Source organism: Rhodothermales bacterium (assembly GCA_041391505.1).
GTDB lineage: Bacteria > Bacteroidota > Rhodothermia > Rhodothermales > JAHQVL01 > JAWKNW01.
This window is the reverse complement of the sequence record JAWKNW010000026.1, coordinates 35,830-53,063: the sequence shown is the minus strand read 5'-3', so window position 1 is coordinate 53,063 and position 17,234 is coordinate 35,830. Positions and strand designations below refer to the sequence as shown.

Annotated in this window: 14 protein-coding genes; 9 read left to right on the top strand and 5 right to left on the bottom strand. The window is 64.2% G+C overall.

Translation table 11 applies throughout. From position 1 onward, the window contains the following. Nucleotides 1–54: 54 nt before the first annotated feature. Entirely contained in the window at nucleotides 55–537 is a 483-nt protein-coding gene (locus tag R2834_19970; GenBank protein MEZ4702621.1) for a single-stranded DNA-binding protein, read from the bottom strand. A 444-nt stretch (nucleotides 538–981) separates the two neighbouring features. On the opposite strand from R2834_19970, the gene mazG reads away from it, so the two are divergent. Both mazG and R2834_19960 read left to right on the top strand, forming a co-directional pair. Further along, a complete protein-coding gene (mazG, locus tag R2834_19965; GenBank protein MEZ4702620.1) occupies nucleotides 982–1,797 on the top strand; it encodes a nucleoside triphosphate pyrophosphohydrolase in 816 nt (271 codons plus the stop codon). Nucleotides 1,798–1,998: 201 nt separating this feature from the next. Then, nucleotides 1,999–4,959, top strand: coding sequence for a S8 family serine peptidase (locus tag R2834_19960; GenBank protein ID MEZ4702619.1), 2,961 nt, complete (start codon nucleotides 1,999–2,001; stop codon nucleotides 4,957–4,959). A gap of 117 nt (nucleotides 4,960–5,076) precedes the next feature. On the opposite strand, the gene R2834_19955 is transcribed toward R2834_19960, so the two are convergent. Then, nucleotides 5,077–5,853, bottom strand: coding sequence for an SDR family oxidoreductase (locus R2834_19955; GenBank protein MEZ4702618.1), 777 nt, complete (start codon nucleotides 5,851–5,853; stop codon nucleotides 5,077–5,079). 603 nt (nucleotides 5,854–6,456) lie between these two features. Next, complete coding sequence (locus tag R2834_19950) at nucleotides 6,457–6,900, bottom strand: PIN domain-containing protein (protein ID MEZ4702617.1); 444 nt, start codon at nucleotides 6,898–6,900, stop codon at nucleotides 6,457–6,459. A 145-nt stretch (nucleotides 6,901–7,045) separates the two neighbouring features. On the opposite strand from R2834_19950, the gene R2834_19945 reads away from it, so the two are divergent. From R2834_19945 to R2834_19915, 7 genes are all read left to right on the top strand, one after another. Then, on the top strand, nucleotides 7,046–7,909 hold the full coding sequence (locus tag R2834_19945) for an SMP-30/gluconolactonase/LRE family protein (GenBank protein ID MEZ4702616.1): 864 nt from the start codon (nucleotides 7,046–7,048) through the stop codon (nucleotides 7,907–7,909). Between the two features lie 47 nt (nucleotides 7,910–7,956). Further along, on the top strand, nucleotides 7,957–8,736 hold the full coding sequence (locus R2834_19940; protein ID MEZ4702615.1) for an SDR family oxidoreductase: 780 nt from the start codon (nucleotides 7,957–7,959) through the stop codon (nucleotides 8,734–8,736). Between the two features lie 143 nt (nucleotides 8,737–8,879). After that, nucleotides 8,880–10,601 (top strand): L-arabinonate dehydratase, encoded by a 1,722-nt coding sequence (araD, locus tag R2834_19935; GenBank protein ID MEZ4702614.1) that lies wholly within the window; start codon nucleotides 8,880–8,882, stop codon nucleotides 10,599–10,601. Between the two features lie 101 nt (nucleotides 10,602–10,702). Continuing rightward, nucleotides 10,703–11,455, top strand: a complete 753-nt coding sequence (locus R2834_19930) for an SDR family NAD(P)-dependent oxidoreductase (protein ID MEZ4702613.1) — start codon at nucleotides 10,703–10,705, stop codon at nucleotides 11,453–11,455. 130 nt (nucleotides 11,456–11,585) lie between these two features. After that, a complete protein-coding gene (locus R2834_19925; GenBank protein MEZ4702612.1) occupies nucleotides 11,586–12,386 on the top strand; it encodes an SDR family oxidoreductase in 801 nt (266 codons plus the stop codon). Continuing rightward, nucleotides 12,376–13,275 carry a hypothetical protein gene (locus R2834_19920; protein MEZ4702611.1) on the top strand — a complete coding sequence of 300 codons (900 nt, stop codon included), beginning with the start codon at nucleotides 12,376–12,378 and terminating at the stop codon, nucleotides 13,273–13,275. Before R2834_19925 ends, R2834_19920 begins: the two co-directional genes overlap by 11 nt. A 23-nt stretch (nucleotides 13,276–13,298) precedes the next feature. After that, complete coding sequence (locus tag R2834_19915) at nucleotides 13,299–14,255, top strand: NAD-dependent epimerase/dehydratase family protein (protein ID MEZ4702610.1); 957 nt, start codon at nucleotides 13,299–13,301, stop codon at nucleotides 14,253–14,255. A gap of 135 nt (nucleotides 14,256–14,390) precedes the next feature. Here R2834_19915 and R2834_19910 read toward each other — a convergent pair whose 3' ends face one another. Both R2834_19910 and R2834_19905 read right to left on the bottom strand, forming a co-directional pair. Further along, nucleotides 14,391–15,758, bottom strand: a complete 1,368-nt coding sequence (locus R2834_19910; GenBank protein MEZ4702609.1) for an amidohydrolase family protein — start codon at nucleotides 15,756–15,758, stop codon at nucleotides 14,391–14,393. Between the two features lie 62 nt (nucleotides 15,759–15,820). After that, nucleotides 15,821–17,194: an amidohydrolase family protein gene (locus R2834_19905; GenBank protein ID MEZ4702608.1), complete on the bottom strand. Its 1,374-nt coding sequence runs from the start codon at nucleotides 17,192–17,194 to the stop codon at nucleotides 15,821–15,823. Nucleotides 17,195–17,234 lie beyond the last annotated feature (40 nt).

Below are 17,234 nucleotides of genomic sequence, written 5' to 3'. Positions count from 1 at the left end.
GGATCCGCCGGACTTGGGTCCGACAGATCCCCACGATGCGATGTATGCCGACGATCAGAAGGGCAGGTCGTCATCCGGATCGAACGAATCCGCGCCGCCGCCGCCCCCGCCGCTCGGGCGCGCCGCGCCGGCGCCGGCGTTGCTGCGGTAGCCACCGCCCCCGCCGCCGCTGGGAGGGCCTCCGGAGAAGCCGTTGGTTTCGCCCTTGCCGCTGAGGATCATCATCTCGCGCGCCTTGACCTCGGTGACGAACTTGGTGTTGCCGTCCTTATCGTCGTACGAGCGCGTCTGGAGCGAGCCCTCGAAATAAACCTGGGAGCCTTTTTTCAGGTATTCGCCGCAGATTTCGGCGAGCCGGCTCCAGGCCACCACGGTATGCCACTCGGTCTTGTCGACCATATTGCCTTCGGCATCCTTATAGGACTCGTTGGTGGCGAGCCGCATGTTGCAGACGGCCGTGCCGCTGCCCGTGTACCGAAGTTCGGGGTCCTGCCCCAGGTTGCCGATGAGGATAACCTTGTTGATCCCTCGTGCCATAGAAAACCTCCATTGATTGAGTTAAGAACATGATCCCCGGTGGCGTTGCATGAGTCCGCTCGCGGCCCGGTGGGTGTCTGGGCGCGCAGCCGTCCTGATAAGGCGCCTTTCGGCGTCGCACGAATCCGCCCGGAGGATGAAACAGCCATCGATCGGGTTGCCTGTTTCCTCTATAGACGATGTTCGAGGTCGAAACATAACCTCGGCGGGTAAATTACGGTGATCGGCTGACAACGTCATGTCATCGGCTCGTGAAAAAATGCACGTGTCGTTGCCTGAAGAGATCCGGGATCCCAGATCCTGGATCCTGGATTATGGAAGCTTGATAGGCAAGCAGGACGAGCACAGAGCGTCACCGATACAAACGACCGAATCCTGCATCCTGCATCTTGCATCCAGCATCCCCCTCCAACTCCCCACGCACCGCAAACCACCCAACCGCTGATGTCCGAAAAGATTTACGACCCGGTATTTGCCACGGAGCCGGCCGTGCTCGACGCCTTCGCCGATTTCGTGGCCATCGTGCGCCAGCTCCGCCGGGATTGCCCGTGGGACCGCGAGCAAACGCACACCTCCGTCAAACACCTCTTCATCGAAGAGACCTACGAGGTAGTGGAAGCCATCGACAACCAAAACTGGGAGGAGCTGAAGAAGGAACTGGGTGACGTGCTGCTCCACGTGGTGTTTCACAGCGCCATCGCGGAAGGGGAGCAGGAGTTTGCGCTGGCCGATGTGATCGAAACCGAGTCGGCCAAGCTCGTCCGCCGGCACCCGCACGTCTTTGGCGACACGGCGGTGTCCGGGGTGGAGGAGGTGCTCGCGAACTGGGAGCGCATCAAGCTGACCGAGGGCCGCAACAAACGCGGCGTGCTCGCCGGCGTGCCCGCCGAACTGCCCGGACTGCTCCGCGCCTACCGCATGCAGGAGAAGGCCGCGGCCGTCGGGTTCGACTTCGCGACCGCCGAGGCGGCCTGGGTGAAGGTGGAGGAGGAACTGGGCGAATTCAAAAAGACCGTCGAGGGCGACCTGCCGGCGGACGAGCAGGAGGGCGAACTGGGCGACCTGCTTTTCGCGCTGGTCAACTACGCCCGCCTCGCGGGCTTCCAGCCCGAAAACGCCCTGCGCCGAACCAACGCCAAATTTGCCCGGCGTGTCCAGTATATCGAACAGAAACTCGATGCCGAAGGAAAGACCATGGCCGGCATGGATCTGGAGACGCTGGACCGCTATTGGGACGAGGCGAAGGCCGCCGGCCTGTGAAAATGGCGCCTGCGCACGCGCCGGATGCGCGGGCGGAGGGAAGGCCACGGACCTCCACCGCGACAGGCCTTCGTTAGGTACTATTGTTGCTTTGCGAGTACATACCTAGGGCGCCCGCCTGTAGGGAGTTGCGTGACGACACCCTATCTTGAGAGCCACCCGACCGCACCCGCGCTTTTCACCACGTTTCGACCAGCCATCATGATCACAGACGCCAACCGGTCCAGAGCCGGCTTTGCCACGGTTCTGACCCTGCTCCTCCTGTTTTCTGCAGCCGGTCCGGTAACGGCGGGCACCGGGGACGACGATCGCGCCAAACGGCAGCGGTCGACGGCGGAGCAGTACGAACCGGGCGTCGTGCTGGTAAAGTTCGCGCAGGGCGCCGGCAAAACGCAGAGCGCCCGGCTCGAGGCGCGCGGGGCGGCCTACGGGGTGTACGCCGTCGAGCCGGCGTTCCCCGAGGCGCAGCGGCTCCGGGCATCCAAACGCGGCCAGATCAAGGGCACCGAGCGGCTTCTGCAGACCTTTCGCGTGCAGTTCGACGCCATGCACGACCCCGCGGCCGTCGCGGCGGCGTTCCGGACACTTCCGGAAGTCGTCGACGCCCGGCCGATCCGGATGCTTCGGGTAGATGTCGCGCCCCCGTCGTTTTTGCAGGAAGAAGGCGGATTTCTGATGTCCGCCGCGCCCAACGACCGGCTCTTTTCCCAGCAGACGCACCTGACACGCATGAACGTGCCCGAGGCCTGGGACGTGGTAAAAGGCGAACAGGGCAACGTGCTGCTCGCGATTGTGGACGCCCGAACGGACTGGAAACACGCCGATCTGCGCGCCAACGTCTGGACCAATCCGGACGAGATCGACGCGAACGGCATCGACGACGATGAGAATGGCTTCATCGACGACATCAACGGCTGGAATTTCTCGTCCGACTCGGCCGACCCGGGCAGCGGTCCGAACCTGACCGTCAACGGGACGCACGGCACGTGGGTCTCCGGTGCGGCGACGGCGGTTACGAACAACACCGACGGCATCGCCGGCATGAGCTGGAACGCCCATTTCATGGCGCTGAATACGGCCAACGCGACGACCGATTTCCTCGTCTCGTCCGTCGATGTCCTGCGCGGCTACCTCTACGCCGTCGAGAAGGGCGCCGACATCATCAACGTGAGCCTGGGCGGGCAGGGCAGTTGCCTGTTTTTCGAGCAGGACATCATCGATTTTGCGTACGACAACAACGTGCTGGTGGTCAGTTCCGCCGGCAACGAGGGGGTGAACATCGACGAGACGCCGAGTTCGCCGGCGTCGTGCCGGCACGTCCTGTCCGTCGGCGCCACGTTCAAAAGCTCGGACGGCATCGCCAGCTTCTCGAACTACGGCATGACGGTCGATACCTACGCCCCCGGCACCAGCATCGACGTGACGAATACGGGCGGCACCTACAGCCAGGCCCAGGGCACCTCGTTTTCCTCGCCGCTGGTGGCCGGCCTCGCGGCCATGGTAAAGACCTTGCACCCCGACTGGACAGTGGACCAGCTCCGCGAGCAGATTCGCGCCACGGCGGACGACATCAGCGCGTCCAACACGGCGGTCCGGCTCCAGGGCCACATCGGCAAGGGCCGCATCAACGCGCTGCGCGCCGTCACCGAGACGACGCCGTCGGTGCGTATCGTGCGGTCCGAGATCCGCGACAGCGGGGGCAGCAGTCGCGTGGAAAGCGGCGAGACGGCCACCGTCCGGGTGTTTGTGACCAACTACCTCGAGCCGGTCAGCAACCTGAATCTGACGCTCTCGACCACCGACGCCAACATCACGATCGTGAATCCGCAGGCGACGATCGCCACGCTCGCCCCGGGCGAGGTGAAAGAGGCCGAATTTACGATATCGCTTGGCAACGGCCTGCCGCTCAACCTCCGCGCGCCGCTGAACATCCGCTTTTCGAGCGGCCCCTACACGGATATCGACGGGTTTCAGATCACCGTCAACAACACCGTGCACGATACCGGGGTGATGCAGGTGACGCTCACCGAGGAGGGCAATCTCGGCTACGAGGAATTCCAGGGCGATTCGTTCGGCGAGGGCATCCGGTACCTGGATATCGACTGGCTGTTCGAGGGCGGCATCATCTCCGGGACGGGTCCGACGCGGGTATCCGACAATGTGCGCGGCATCGGGGCGGACATCTCCGACGACTTCGTCCGCGAGGAAGGCTCCGAGTTCGGCATCTTCGACGGGGAGGTCGCGGCCGAGCAGGGGTATCTGCGGCTGATGGATGCCAACGCCGGCAACCCGCTCAACGTGCGTATCTACCAGACGAGCTACGCCGACACCACCGACGCGACGAATGACTTCGTCATCCTCCGTTACACGGTGGAAAACACCACGACGGAGCCCATATCGAATTATTACCTGGGCCTGTTTTTCGACTGGGATTCGATCGAGGACCCGAGCGCCGATTACGTGCGCTTCGACGCGGCGCGCCGGCTGGGCATCTGGCAAACCGTCCCCAGCGGCGACGGCACGTACATCGGGACGAAAGCGCTCAACACGCAGTCCGGCTTCTCCTTCCGCGCCGTGAACAACCCGGATGAGCTGTACGACGACTTTACCGATCAGGAGAAGTGGAACTTCATCAGCGGCGGCGTGCAGACGACCACGCTCGATGCGACGGACGTCTCGACGCTGATGTCCGCCGGCCCGTTCAACCTCCAGCCGGGCGTGCTGTCCGATTTTGCCTTCGCGCTGGTGGTCGGCTCGACCGACGCCGAGGTCCGCGCCAACGCCGACGCGGCGCAGGCCTTCTGGCAGAACAAGGTGAAGGTGCTGGATGCGAATCCGGTGGCCATCGAGGAGCCTGCGGCCGGCCCGAGCTACGTGTTCGCGCTCGACGCGGCCTTCCCGAACCCCACGGCTAGCGAGACGACGATCTCGTACCAGCTACCGGCCCCGGGTTCGGCGGCGCTGCGGGTGTACGACGTGCTCGGCCGTGAAGTCCGCACCCTCGTCGACGCCTCCCAGTCCGCCGGCATCCACGGCATCACGTGGGACGGCACCGACGAAAGCGGCCGGCGCCTGCCAAGCGGCCTCTACCTCTATACCCTCGAAGCGCAGACGCCCCAGGGCCTGCGCACCGCCACGCGGAAGATGGTGCTTGTGAGGTAAGGAGAAGGGCACATTGGATAGTGTAAATCGGAAATCTTAAATCGTAAATCGGGTTTAGTTCGACACGGTTGCCTTTTCGATTCTGGGGTTGCGATTTGCGATTTGCGATTTGCGATTTCACCGCATCCTGTCCAGATGCACATACCCTCCATCCACCGATAGCCACTGGCCGGTGATGTGGCTGGCGCGGGGGGAGAGGAGGAAGAGGACCATGTCGGCGATTTCGTCCGGGGTCGTCATGCGCCGGCCGAGCGGGATGCGGTCCTCGATCTCGCGCTTGCGCGCGGCGGGGTCGGGTTCGTTGGAGATGAACCATTCGTAGAGCGGGGTCCACACTTCCGCCGGCACCACGCAGTTCACCCGGATCCCGTCGTCGCACAGCTCGGTGGCCCATTCGCGGGTGAGCGCCAGCACCCCGCCTTTCGCCGCGATGTAGCCCGACGTGCCGCCCTGGCCCGTCAGCGCGGTTTTGGAGCTTATATTCACAATCGGACCCTTGCTCGCCTTCAGGTAGGGCAGGGCGTAGTGCGCCATGGCGTACACGTGGAGCAGGTTGCGCTCGATGGAGCCCATGAACGCTTTCGGGCCGGCGTCGAGGCCGATCTTGTCGTTGAAGCCGGCGTTGTTGACGAGCGCGTCGAGGCGCCCGTACGCCGCCACGGCTTCGTCGACGGCGCGGCGGCAGGCGTCGGGATCCGTGAGGTCGGCCTCGACGGAGAGCGCGTCGTGGCCGGCGTCCGCCAGCGCCTGCATGGCGGCACGTAGCGCTGCGGGGTCCTTGTCGATGAGCACCGGCACGGCGCCTTCCTCGACGAGATGCTGCACGATGGCCCGGCCGATGCCTTTGGCGCCGCCGGTGACGAGGATGACGCGGGAGGAGAGTTCGAGGTTCAACGAGTTAGAACGTTAATGATACACAAGGAAGGGTCGCGTAGCCTCCTGGCCCGTTTCCGATGTCAGGCGGATAAAATAGATCCCTGAGGCCAATCCGCTCAAGTCATGCGAAACGCGATGCTGGCCGACTGGCAACTCCCGCGTATTCCAACGTATTCCCGATTTCCAGAGGAAAGTAGCGCTGCCAGTCGAGTGTGTCGGCCACGACTCCGTCGGGCACATCCTGGCCGGCGACTGGTCGGATAAAACAGAGCGCAAGCATGCAAATTTGGAGGATTTGGCGTGGGGAGAAGTGCATGCCGGAGCCTGGGAGACGAGTGACATCTTGTGCGATGCAACGTTTGACTTGCATGAAAACGCAGCTGTCAGTAGCATATCGATGCTACGGCCGTTCGTGTTCTCGTGTCAGTCGAAGCACGTCGTCCATGCTCAAGCCGCCTAAAAGGCTGTCACGTTCTGCCGTATAGTCCCCAATACCTGGGCCATATTGTTGGAGGAATCGGGCCGCATCCGCAATACCTAGTGCCCGAATGAGCGCATCCAGGCCGGCGGCGTTCAGTTCTACCGCCGTTCTGGGGCGACCGGTTGGGGAAACATGTGTACTCATAGGTTTAGAGCCTGTGCTAGTTCAAGAGGAGTAACGACGCGAGTGGTCTCCGTGTTCGCCATGCGGGCCTTTCTGAGCAATCGGTCGTCGGTGCTGCAGAAAAAATCAGCGCGCATGCTGACCGCGGACGCCAGGTGCATCGCATCGAAAGGTGCCATCCCCAGTTCGCCATATACCTTGATTCGTGCCATGAACGTCTCAGCTTTTGGGGCTTCGTGTCGTGCCAGTGAAAGTATTTTTTGAACGAAATCACGGCGGTTCTGTTGGCTGCTCCTGGAAGATTCCGCGCGAAGGGCAGCAGAAGTGGCCAGTTCTACCTTATCGGATTCTACGGCTTCCAGAACGGCGGTGATGGCTTCGGCTTCGATGCGGATTCGCAACTGATCACGGTTGTCCAATGGCCTTTGCAAGGCGCAGTTGTCGAGGTAGATGATCGGCACGGACTGTTATCCTTTGTATTAAGGGGCTACGGATCAAAATAGCAGACCACATGGCGCCAGTCAATCCAGCCCGCTTCGCAAATCCCCCTATGAATCCCCGGCTCGAGATCGTAGCTTCCCGGAACCATCACCGTGGAGCATCATCATGAAACCCTACTGTGCATTTGACTCGCAGGACATCCTCGGCGAAGGGCCCGTGTGGGACCCCGAGGAGCAGGCGCTGTACTGGATCGACATCAAGGAACGCCACCTCCAGAAGTGGACCCCCGGCACGGGCGACTACCGGGTGTGGGCGCTACCCGAAGAGATCGGCAGCTTTGCCCTCCGCACCATCGACGGGGCGGTGCTGGCGCTGCAGAACGGGTTTTATATGCTGGATTTTGACTCGGGTGATGTCATCCCCGTCGTCGATCCAGAGGCGGATAAGGCCGGCAACCGGTTTAACGATGGCAAGTGCGACCGCGCCGGCCGGTTCTGGGCCGGCACGATGGACAACGCTGAAAAAGTCATCAACGGCGCCCTGTACCGGCTCGACCCCGACCACTCCTGCCGGCTCATGCGCCCCGGCGCGTTTATCTCCAACGGCATCGGATGGAGCCCGGACAACCGGACCATGTATTATTCGGATTCGTCGATGCAACGCATCTTCGCGTTCGACTTCGACCTCGCCGCCGGCGCGATCTCCAACGAACGTGTTTTCGCCGTGGTCGACCAGGGCTACCCGGATGGGCTGACGGTCGACGCCGAGGGGTACATCTGGAGCGCCGTGTGGGACGGCTGGCGCGTCACGCGGTATGCGCCCGACGGCTCGATCGATCTGGAAGTCCGCATGCCCGTACAGCGCCCGACAAGCTGTATGTTCGGCGGTCCGGACCTCGACACGCTCTATATCACCTCGGCCAGCATCAACCTCCCCGATGAGACCCGCATGGTGCAGCCCCAGGCCGGCGGGGTGTTTGCCCTCCAGCCGGGGGTGAGGGGGATGGCGGAGACGAAGTTTGGGGGGTGAAGGATAAGCGAATAGCGAATAGCGATTTGTGAGGTGATTAGAGCGTCATGCGGATAGACCTGGCCGAAAAAAGGATCCTCATTTCCGGCGCCACGAGCGGCATCGGGCGGGCGATTGCTCTCGCTTGCGCGGAGGCCGGGGCGGATGTGGCGTTTTGTGGGCTCACGGAGGAAGGGGCGGAGGAGGTTAAGATGGCCATTGAGGCCTCTGGACGGCGCGCCTACTTCGAGGTGCTGGATGTGGGGGATCTGGAGGGATGCCATGCTTTTGTCGACCGCGCGGCAGGGGTTCTGGGGGGATTGGATGGGGTGGTCAACAACGCCGGCACGAACTTCAACCACGGGGTGCTCGGGGCAACCGCGGCGCAGATCGACCGGTGCTTCCGCGTCAACTTCTACTCGGCCTGGGCGATGGCGCAGGCGGCGCATCCCTACCTCAAGGCCGCCGGCCGGGGCATTGTCGTCAACATCTCCTCCATCCACGCCACCCAGACGATGCCCGGCGCCTTCCCGTACAACGCCTCGAAGGCCGCGATGAGCGCGCTCACCCAGTCGATCGCCATGGAATGGGCGGCGGATAACATCCTCTCCGTCGCCATCGCGCCGGGATGGACACTGACGCCCCTGAATACCAACGCGTTCGACACCCACCCGGACCCCGGGGCTGAGCGCCGGCGCATCGACGAAGCGCACCTCCTGGGCCGCATGGCCCGTCCGGAAGATATCGCCAGCTTCGCCGTGTACCTCCTGAGCGACGCGAACGGCTCGATGAACGGCAATACCGTCATGATCGACGGCGGCCAGCACACGCGGGCGTACCCCCATTAACCGGGACGGTTAATGGGAGTTCAAGGTTCGATGTTCAAGGTTCAAGGCAAACGTCCTTGATCCTTGATCCTTCATCCTTGATCCTTGATCCTATCCCGCTCTGCCGTACATTCGAAGCCCACCGCCAACCTTTTTTATCCCCTATGTCAGAAAAGAAAAGCGATCTCCGAAGCGCCGTCTGGTTCGGCACCAAGGACAAGATGGGATTCGTCCATCGGAGCTGGACAAAAAACCAGGGCCATCCGGACCATATGTTCGACGGCCGGCCTGTCATCGGCATCTGCAACACGTGGTCCGAGCTGACGCCGTGCAATGCCCACTTCCGGATGCTGGCCGAGCACGTGAAGCGTGGCGTTTATGAAGCCGGCGGGTTTCCGTTCGAGTTCCCCGTCATGTCGCTCGGCGAGATTCTGATGCGGCCGACGACGATGCTCTACCGCAACCTCGCCAGCATGGACGTCGAGGAGTCGATCCGCGCCAACCCGCTCGACGGCATCGTGCTGATGACCGGGTGCGACAAGACAACGCCGTCGACCGTCATGGGGGCGGCGAGTGTCGATCTCCCGACGATCGTCCTGCCGGGCGGCGCCATGCTCAACGGCAAATACAAGGGGCGCGACATCGGGTCGGGCACGAGCGTGTGGGAATTCAGCGAGGACCTGCGCGCCGGCAAGATCACCGAACACGAATTCTTCGATGCCGAAGCCTGCATGTCCCGCAGCGACGGCCACTGCATGACGATGGGCACGGCGTCGACGATGGCGTGCATGGTCGAGGCGCTGGGGCTGACGCTTCCGGGCGCCGCGGCGATCCCCGCGCCGGATTCCCGCCGTCGCCGGCTCGCGCACATGACCGGGATGCGCATCGTCGAGATGGTCCGCGAAGACCTCAAGCTCTCCCAGATCCTCACGCGGCAGGCCTTCGAGAACGCGATCCGGGTGAACGCCGCGGTGGGGGGATCCACGAATTTCGTCATCCATCTGCTGGCCATCGCCGGCCGGGTCGGGATCGATCTTTCGCTGGAGGATTTCGACCGGCTCGGCAGCGAGATGCCGCTACTCGTCAACCTGATGCCGTCGGGCAAATACCTGATGGAGGATTTCTACTACGCCGGCGGCCTGCCCGCCGTCGTCGCCGAAATCCGGGACCGGCTGCATCTCGGGGCGCTGACCGTGACGGGCAAGTCGTTTGGCGAAAACAATGAGGAGGCGCCGAACTACAACACGGACGTGATCACGCCGGCGGCGGAGCCGCTGCTCGATCACGCCGGCCTGGCCGTGCTGCGCGGCAACCTCGCCGAAGACGGCGCCATCATCAAGCCGTCCGCCGCCTCGCCCGAACTGATGCGGCATCGCGGGCCGGCGGTCGTGTTCGAGGACTACGACGACTACGACCGGATCGACGACCCGAACCTCAACGTGACGAAGGACTCGGTCCTCGTCCTGAAAAACGTCGGCCCGAAAGGGTATCCGGGCATGCCGGAAGTGGGCAACATGGGGCTGCCCAAAAAGGTGCTGGAGGAGGGCGTGCGCGACATGGTCCGCATCTCCGACGGCCGCATGAGCGGGACGGCATACGGCACCGTGGTGCTGCATGTCGCCCCCGAGTCCGCCATCGGCGGGACGCTCGCGCTGGTGCAGGACGGCGACATGATCGAACTCGACGTGCCGGCGCGAAAGCTCCATCTGGACGTCCCCGAAGCCGAAATCGCCCGCCGGCGCGCCGCCTGGACGCCCCGATCGCCCCACACGGACCGCGGGTACGTCAGCATGTACCTCAACCACGTCATGCAAGCCGACACCGGCGCCGACTTCGACTTCCTCCAGGGCAAGTCCGGCAGCGACGTGCCGAATCCGAACCATTGAGGGTAACGGTGCAAGGTTCAAGGTTTGAGGTTCAAGGACGTCGTTCGCGGACCTTCCCTCCCAATCCTTGCACATTGAACCTCCATCCTTGAACCCCTACCATGAATCGATTCGAAAACCAGGTCGCCATCGTGACGGGCGGCGCGAGCGGGATCGGGCTGGCGATCGGTCGCCGGCTGGCGCGTGAGGGCGCTACGGTCGTTTTGTTCGACCGCGACCAGGCCCTGCTGGACAAGGCCGCGGCGGGCTTCCGGTCCGATGAGATGGACGCCGCCACCTACGGGGTGGACGTGACCAGCGAGCCCGGCGTGAAGGAGGCCATCGACGATGTGGTCGGCCGTTTCGGCCGGCTCGACGTGATGATCAACTGCGCCGGCGTGGTCGGACCGACGTCGACCAAGATTCTCGACTACGACGCGGCGTCGTTTCGCCAGGTGGTCGACATCAACCTGACCGGCTCGTTCCTGATGACGAAATACGCGATCGGTCCGATGCTCAAGCGGTCGTACGGGCGCATCCTGCTAATCGCCTCCATCGGCGGCAAGGAGGGCAACCCGGGCATGGCCGGCTACGCGGCGAGCAAGTCGGGCGTGATGGGCCTGGTCAAGGGCATCGGGAAGGAGTACGCCGGCACGGGCGTGACGGTCAACGGCCTCGCGCCGGCGGTCATCCGCACCCCGATGAACGAGGATACCGCCCCCGAGATGCTCGAATACATGGCCTCCAAGATCCCCATGGGCCGGCTGGGCACCGTCGACGAGGCGGCCGCGATCTCATGCTGGATCGTTTCCGAGGAAGCCAGCTTCAACACGGGTTTCGTGTTTGATTTGTCGGGCGGGCGCGCTACGTTTTGAGGGAAAGAGAGCGGGATGCTCGATCCCCGATATCCAGCGCCCGGAATCCAGGATCTCACATCCCGCATCCCACAACTCGTATCCCGCACCCCATATCCCGCACCCCACCCCTGACCCATCCGATCCCCCTATGCGTAAATCAGTCTTCAGCGGGCATTCCGCGGTAGTGACCGGCGCCGGCGAAGGCATCGGCTTCGAAATCGCGCGGCTGCTGGCGCTCAGCGGGGCCGTGGTGGTGCTGAATGACGTGGACAGCACGCGCGCCCACAATGCCGCGACGGCGATCCAGAAGCAGGGCGGGCATTGCATCGGGATGGGGGGCGATGTCGGGGACGTCAACGTGGTGCGCGGGCTCGTGGACGAGGCCGTGCGCGAGGGCGGCAAGATCACCATCGCGGTGGCGAACGCCGGCCAGACGCTGTGGAACAGCTTTCTCGAATACACGCCGGAAGATTTTCAGCGTGTCCTAAACGTCAACCTCGGGGGCTCTTTTTTCCTCGCGCAGGCGGCCGCGCGCCACATGCGGAAGCAGGGGACGGGTGGGCGCATCCTCTTCATGTCGTCGGTGACGGGCCATCAGGCGATCGAGTATCTGTCGGCCTACAGCATGACGAAGGCCGGCCTGGAGATGCTGGCCCGCAACCTCGTGGTGGAGCTGTCTCCCTTCAAAATTACCGTCAACTGCGTGGCGCCCGGAGCCACGGTGACCCCGCGCAACCTGGCGGACGACCCCGACTACGAGGCGCACTGGTCCGAGCTCTCCCCCAGCCGCCGGCCCGCCTACCCGTCGGATATCGCCCGGGCGGCGCTCTTTTTGCTCGCCCCGTCCTCCGACCAGATCACCGGGCAGACGCTGGTGGTAGACGGTGGATGGTCCGCCGTGAGCCCCACGCCCCGGCTGGACTTCGTGGAACAATCCCATGACGAGTAACCAACGCGTCCTTGTTGCCGCGCTGCTGGCATTATGGATGGCGAGTGCCGGTGCGGCATCGGCCCAGGCGCCGGCGGATACCGCGCAAGTCTGGCGCATCGTGACGCGGGACGGCAACGAGTATGTCGGCAAGATCGTCGAGCGCGTCGCCGGCGCCATCCGGCTGGAGACCGACACGATCGGCGTGGTGTCCATCCGAGAGGAGCTGATCGTGCGGATGGAGGTCGTCGACGCCCGCCGGCGAGACAGCGGCGAAATCTGGGCGCGCAATCCGCAGGCGACGCGGTATTTCTGGGGGCCGAACGGGTACGGACTCCGAAAGGGGGAGGGGTACTACCAGAACGTCTGGATTTTCTTCAACCAGATCAGTATCGGCGTGACGGATCACGCGACCATCGGTCTGGGTCTCGTGCCCTTGTTTTTATGGGGCGGCGAGGCGTTTCCAGCCTGGATCACGCCGAAGCTGTCCCTCCCGATCGTCCCCGACAAATTTAACCTGGGTATCGGCGCGCTGGCTGGCACGCTGGTGGGCGGATTCGGCAGCGAAGACGGCGCCGCCGGCATCGTCTACGGCATCGGCACGTACGGGTCGCGCGACGCCAACGTCTCGTTCGGACTCGGCTACGGTTTTGCCGGCCGCGACTGGGGCCGGCATCCTGCCCTCACGCTCAGCGCGATGTCCCGTCAGGGGAAGCGCAGCTACCTGCTGTTTGAGAGTTATATTATCTCCACGGGCGAGGAGAGCGCGGGCCTCGCCCTGTTCGGCGGCCGCTACATTGCGTCGCGGATTTCGATCGACTACGGCGGCATGGTGCCCTTTGGCTTCGAAGTCGATCGCCTGATCGTCCTGCCCTGGCTGGCGCTGGTGGTGCCGTTCGGAAATCGCTAACTCCTCCTTTATCCCAATCCGTTTTGAATCCCCCTCCCGTATTTCTCGTCACCGGCGCCATGGGGTGCATCGGCGCCTGGGCGCTACGCCATCTCGTCCACGCCGGCCACCGGGTCGTCAGCTTCGATCTCAGCGATACGCGGCACCGGGTCGACATGCTGCTGTCGAGCCGCGAGCAGGAGGCCATCTCGTACGTCCGGGGCGACCTCACGGACACCGCGCAGGTGGTGGATACGGTGACCGGCCAGGGCGTCACGCACATCATCCATCTGGCCGCGCTGCAGGTGCCGTTTTGCCGGGCCAACCCGGTGCTGGGGGCGCAGGTGAACGTGGTGGGGACCGTGAACGTGTTCGAGGCGGCGCGGGCGGCCGGCATTCGCCATCTGGCCTATGCTTCGTCCATCGCCGTCTACGGCGCGCCCGAGGATTATGCCGATACGGTCATCGACGACGCCAGCCCCCTCAAGCCGCGGACGCTGTACGGCGTCTACAAACGCGCGAACGAGGGGACGGCGGAGGTGTACTGGCGCGAAAACAGCATCAGCAGCATCGCGCTGCGTCCGTTCACGGTGTACGGCGTGGGGCGGGATCAGGGGCTGACGAGCGATCCGACCAAGGCCATGCTCGCCGCGGCGAAGGGCGAGGCGTTCGAGATCGGCTTCAGCGGCCCGATGCAGTTCCAGTGGGCGTCCGACGTCGCGCAGCAGTTCATCGACGCCGCGACGCGGCCGCTCGACGGCAGCTTCGTGTTCAACCTGGACACGAAGGCGGTGGAAGTTGCGGAGGTGGTGGACATCATCCGGGCGCTGCGCCCCGGCGCGCAGGTCACGTTCAAGCAAAACGACCTGCCCTTCCCGGCCGAGTTCGACACGGTCACGTTTCGCCGGCACATCCCCACGATCTACGAAACGCCCCTGCGAGACGGCATCCGGGCTACGATCGAACAGTTTGAATCGCAAATCGCAAATCGAAAATCATAAATCGCAGGGTTTGTCCAGGGACCCATTTGCGATCTACGATTTGCGATCTACGATTTGCGATCTACGATTTGCGATCTACGATTTGCGATCTACGATTTGCGATCTACGATTTGCGATCTACGATTTACAATACACTCACCCAGTCGGCGCCGCCACTTCCGGGGCTTTCGGGTGTTTCTCCAGGCCGGGGGTGCGCTCCAGGAATTCCTCGTAGAGGCGGGTCTGGCGGTTTTCCAGCGGGATGTCGTAGCCGTCGATGAAGACCTTCGTGATCTTCGTCTTCGTCTCGAACGGGTCGCCGTTGGCGATAAAGAGGTTGGCTTTTTTCCCCACTTCCAGCGAGCCCAGCTGATCGGCCACGCCGAAGATCTCCGCCGGCGCGAGCGTCACGGCGCGCAGCGCTTCTTCCCGGCCCATCCCGTAGGTCGCCGCGAAGCCGGCGTTGAAGGGCAGGTTGCGCACGTTCTCCGCGTCGCCCGTCTGGATGGCTACCTTGACCCCCGCTTTGTGCAGGAGGCCGATGTTCGCATACGCCTTGTCGTACCGGTCGGCGTCGCGTGTCGGGGTGGACAGCATGGGGCCGACGATGCAGGGGATGCCGGCTTCCGCCAGTTCGTCCGCCACGCGCCAGCCTTCCGCCACGCCGCTGAATACCGGGCGGGCGACGCGCTGCTTCTTCACCCACGCGATCGCGGCGGTGATATCCTTCGCCGCCTCCACCGTCACCAGGAGCGGCATCTGGCCGCGGACGACGGGTAGCATCGCCGTCATCTCCGGGTTGTACTCCGGCCGGCGGCCGGCGTCGGGGTTGGCGCGGTAGGCCGAGTCGATCCGCGCGTACAGCTTCGCGTCTTCCCAGATGCCGTCGAGCTTCTGGATGGCCTCGTCGTAGGCTTTCTTCACGTCTTCCTCGGACCGCTGGTCGAACCGGCCGCGGCGCGCCGACGTCGGGAAGGTCAGGGTCATCAGCTGTACCCCGCCGACGCTCATCTGCTCCGGCGTGTAGCCGTGCAGGTTCACCAGCGCCGCCTTGCCCGGGAAGAGGCCGCCGGTCGGGGCGGAAATCACCGTCGTAACGCCGCTCACGCGGGTGACGGGGATGGCGACGGAGTTGGGGTTGATGGCGGTGAGCGCCTCGACGTGCGGGGTGACGTCGCCGACTTCCCGGAAGTCGATCGTGCGTGGATCCGAACCGACTTCGACGAGGCCGAGCCGCGTGCCCGAGTCGATCATGCCCGGATAGGCCGTCTGGCCGGCCCCGTCGATGATCTCCGCGCCGGGAGGTATCGTCACGTTGGCCCCGATCGCGACGATGAGGTCGTTTTCGATAACGATCGTGCCGGACTCGATCACGCCGCTCGACACGGTCTCGATGCGGACGTTGGTGACGGCGAACGTGCCGCGCCGCGCTTTGGGCTCGCCGTCGATCTGCGGCTGGGCGGCCGCGGCCGGCGCCAGCAGGAGCCCGAGAAGCAGGAAGGCGAAGAAAGAGGATGATTTCATGAGACGGTGTGCGTCGGGTAAGCGGTGGCGGTTCAGGTGCGCGATGGCCGGATGCGGGACGGTCATTCGTTTTCGCCGGCGAAGAAGTCGTAGAGATCGAACACCCCCTCCATGTCGCGGTCGTGATCCTCGCGCGTCATCAGCAGGGTCTGCTCGACGGGCTCGTCCGGGTCGACGGTGAGGCGCATGTCGTCGGGGTCGTTTTCGATGTCGAACCGGACGATGCCGTCGACGATGGTCAGCTGGGGCACGGCGTACACCGACAGCGGGTGCGCGTTGAAGAGGGCGATGTCGCCGTCCTTGCCGACCTCGATGGAGCCGACGCGGTTCGCGATGCCGAGCTGCATGGCCGGGTTGATGGTGATCAGGGCCAGCGCCTCGTCGTCGTTGAGGTCGCCGTAGCGCTGGGTTTTCGCGGCCTCGTGGTAGAGGTGGCGAATGAGTTCGCCGGAGTCCGAGTTGATCGATGTCGTGACGCCGTTGCGCGTGAGGATCGCCGCGTTGTAGGCGGTCGAGTAGTAGACCTCGAACTTGTAGGCCCACCAGTCGGCAAACACCGAGGCGGTCGCGCCGAATTCGGCCAGCTCGGGGGCGACTTTAAACGCCTCGTTGGCATGCTGGAGGTTGAGCTTCTTGACGCCGTTGTCGCGCAGGACGTTGACGAGCATCACGATCTCATCCGCCCGGTAGGAATGGGCCTGGACGAGCACGTCGCCGCGGATGATGTCGGCGATGACCTCCAGCCGCTGGTTGTACGCCGGCGGGATGGCGCGGAGGTTGGTGATGCGCTCTTTCTCGTAGGCGTCCCATGCCTCCATGTACCGGTGCGCCTCGTCGAACGCCTTGCGCAGGACCAGCTCGACGCCCATGCGCGAGGAGGGGTGAATCCCTTCGCTGCCGTGGTTGCGCGTGGGGTTTTCGCCGAGGGCGAACTTGATCGTCCGCGGGGCGCCCTCCATCTTGAGCAGGTCCGGGTTGGTCAGGCCGTAGCGCAGTTTGAGCGTCTCGCACTGGCCGCCGATGACGTTGGCCGAGCCGTGCATGGCGTGGATGGTGGTGACGCCGCCGGCGAGGGCCCGGTAGATGCCGATGTCGAACGGGTCGATCACATCCTCCATGGTGACCTCGGAGGTCACCGGCGCGGTGCCTTCGTTGATCGAGCTGAGCGCATTGTGCGAATGCGCGTCGATGATGCCGGGCATCACGTACATCCCGGTGGCGTCCACCACGCGGACGCCGCGCGGAGCGCTGAGGCCGGCGGCCACCCGCGCGATCTTGCCGTCGCGGATCAGGACGTCGGTGTTGGGCAGGGTGCCGTTCGTGACCGTCAGGACCGTCCCGTTTTTGATCAGGATGTCGCCGGTATCCTGGGCGTTCGCCGGCGTGATACCGAGCAGGGCCATGCTGGTTAGCAGAAAGATCAGGGCGCGTTTCATGTCGTTGCCGGTAGGTAGGCTCTCGTGCGAAGTTCGGGCG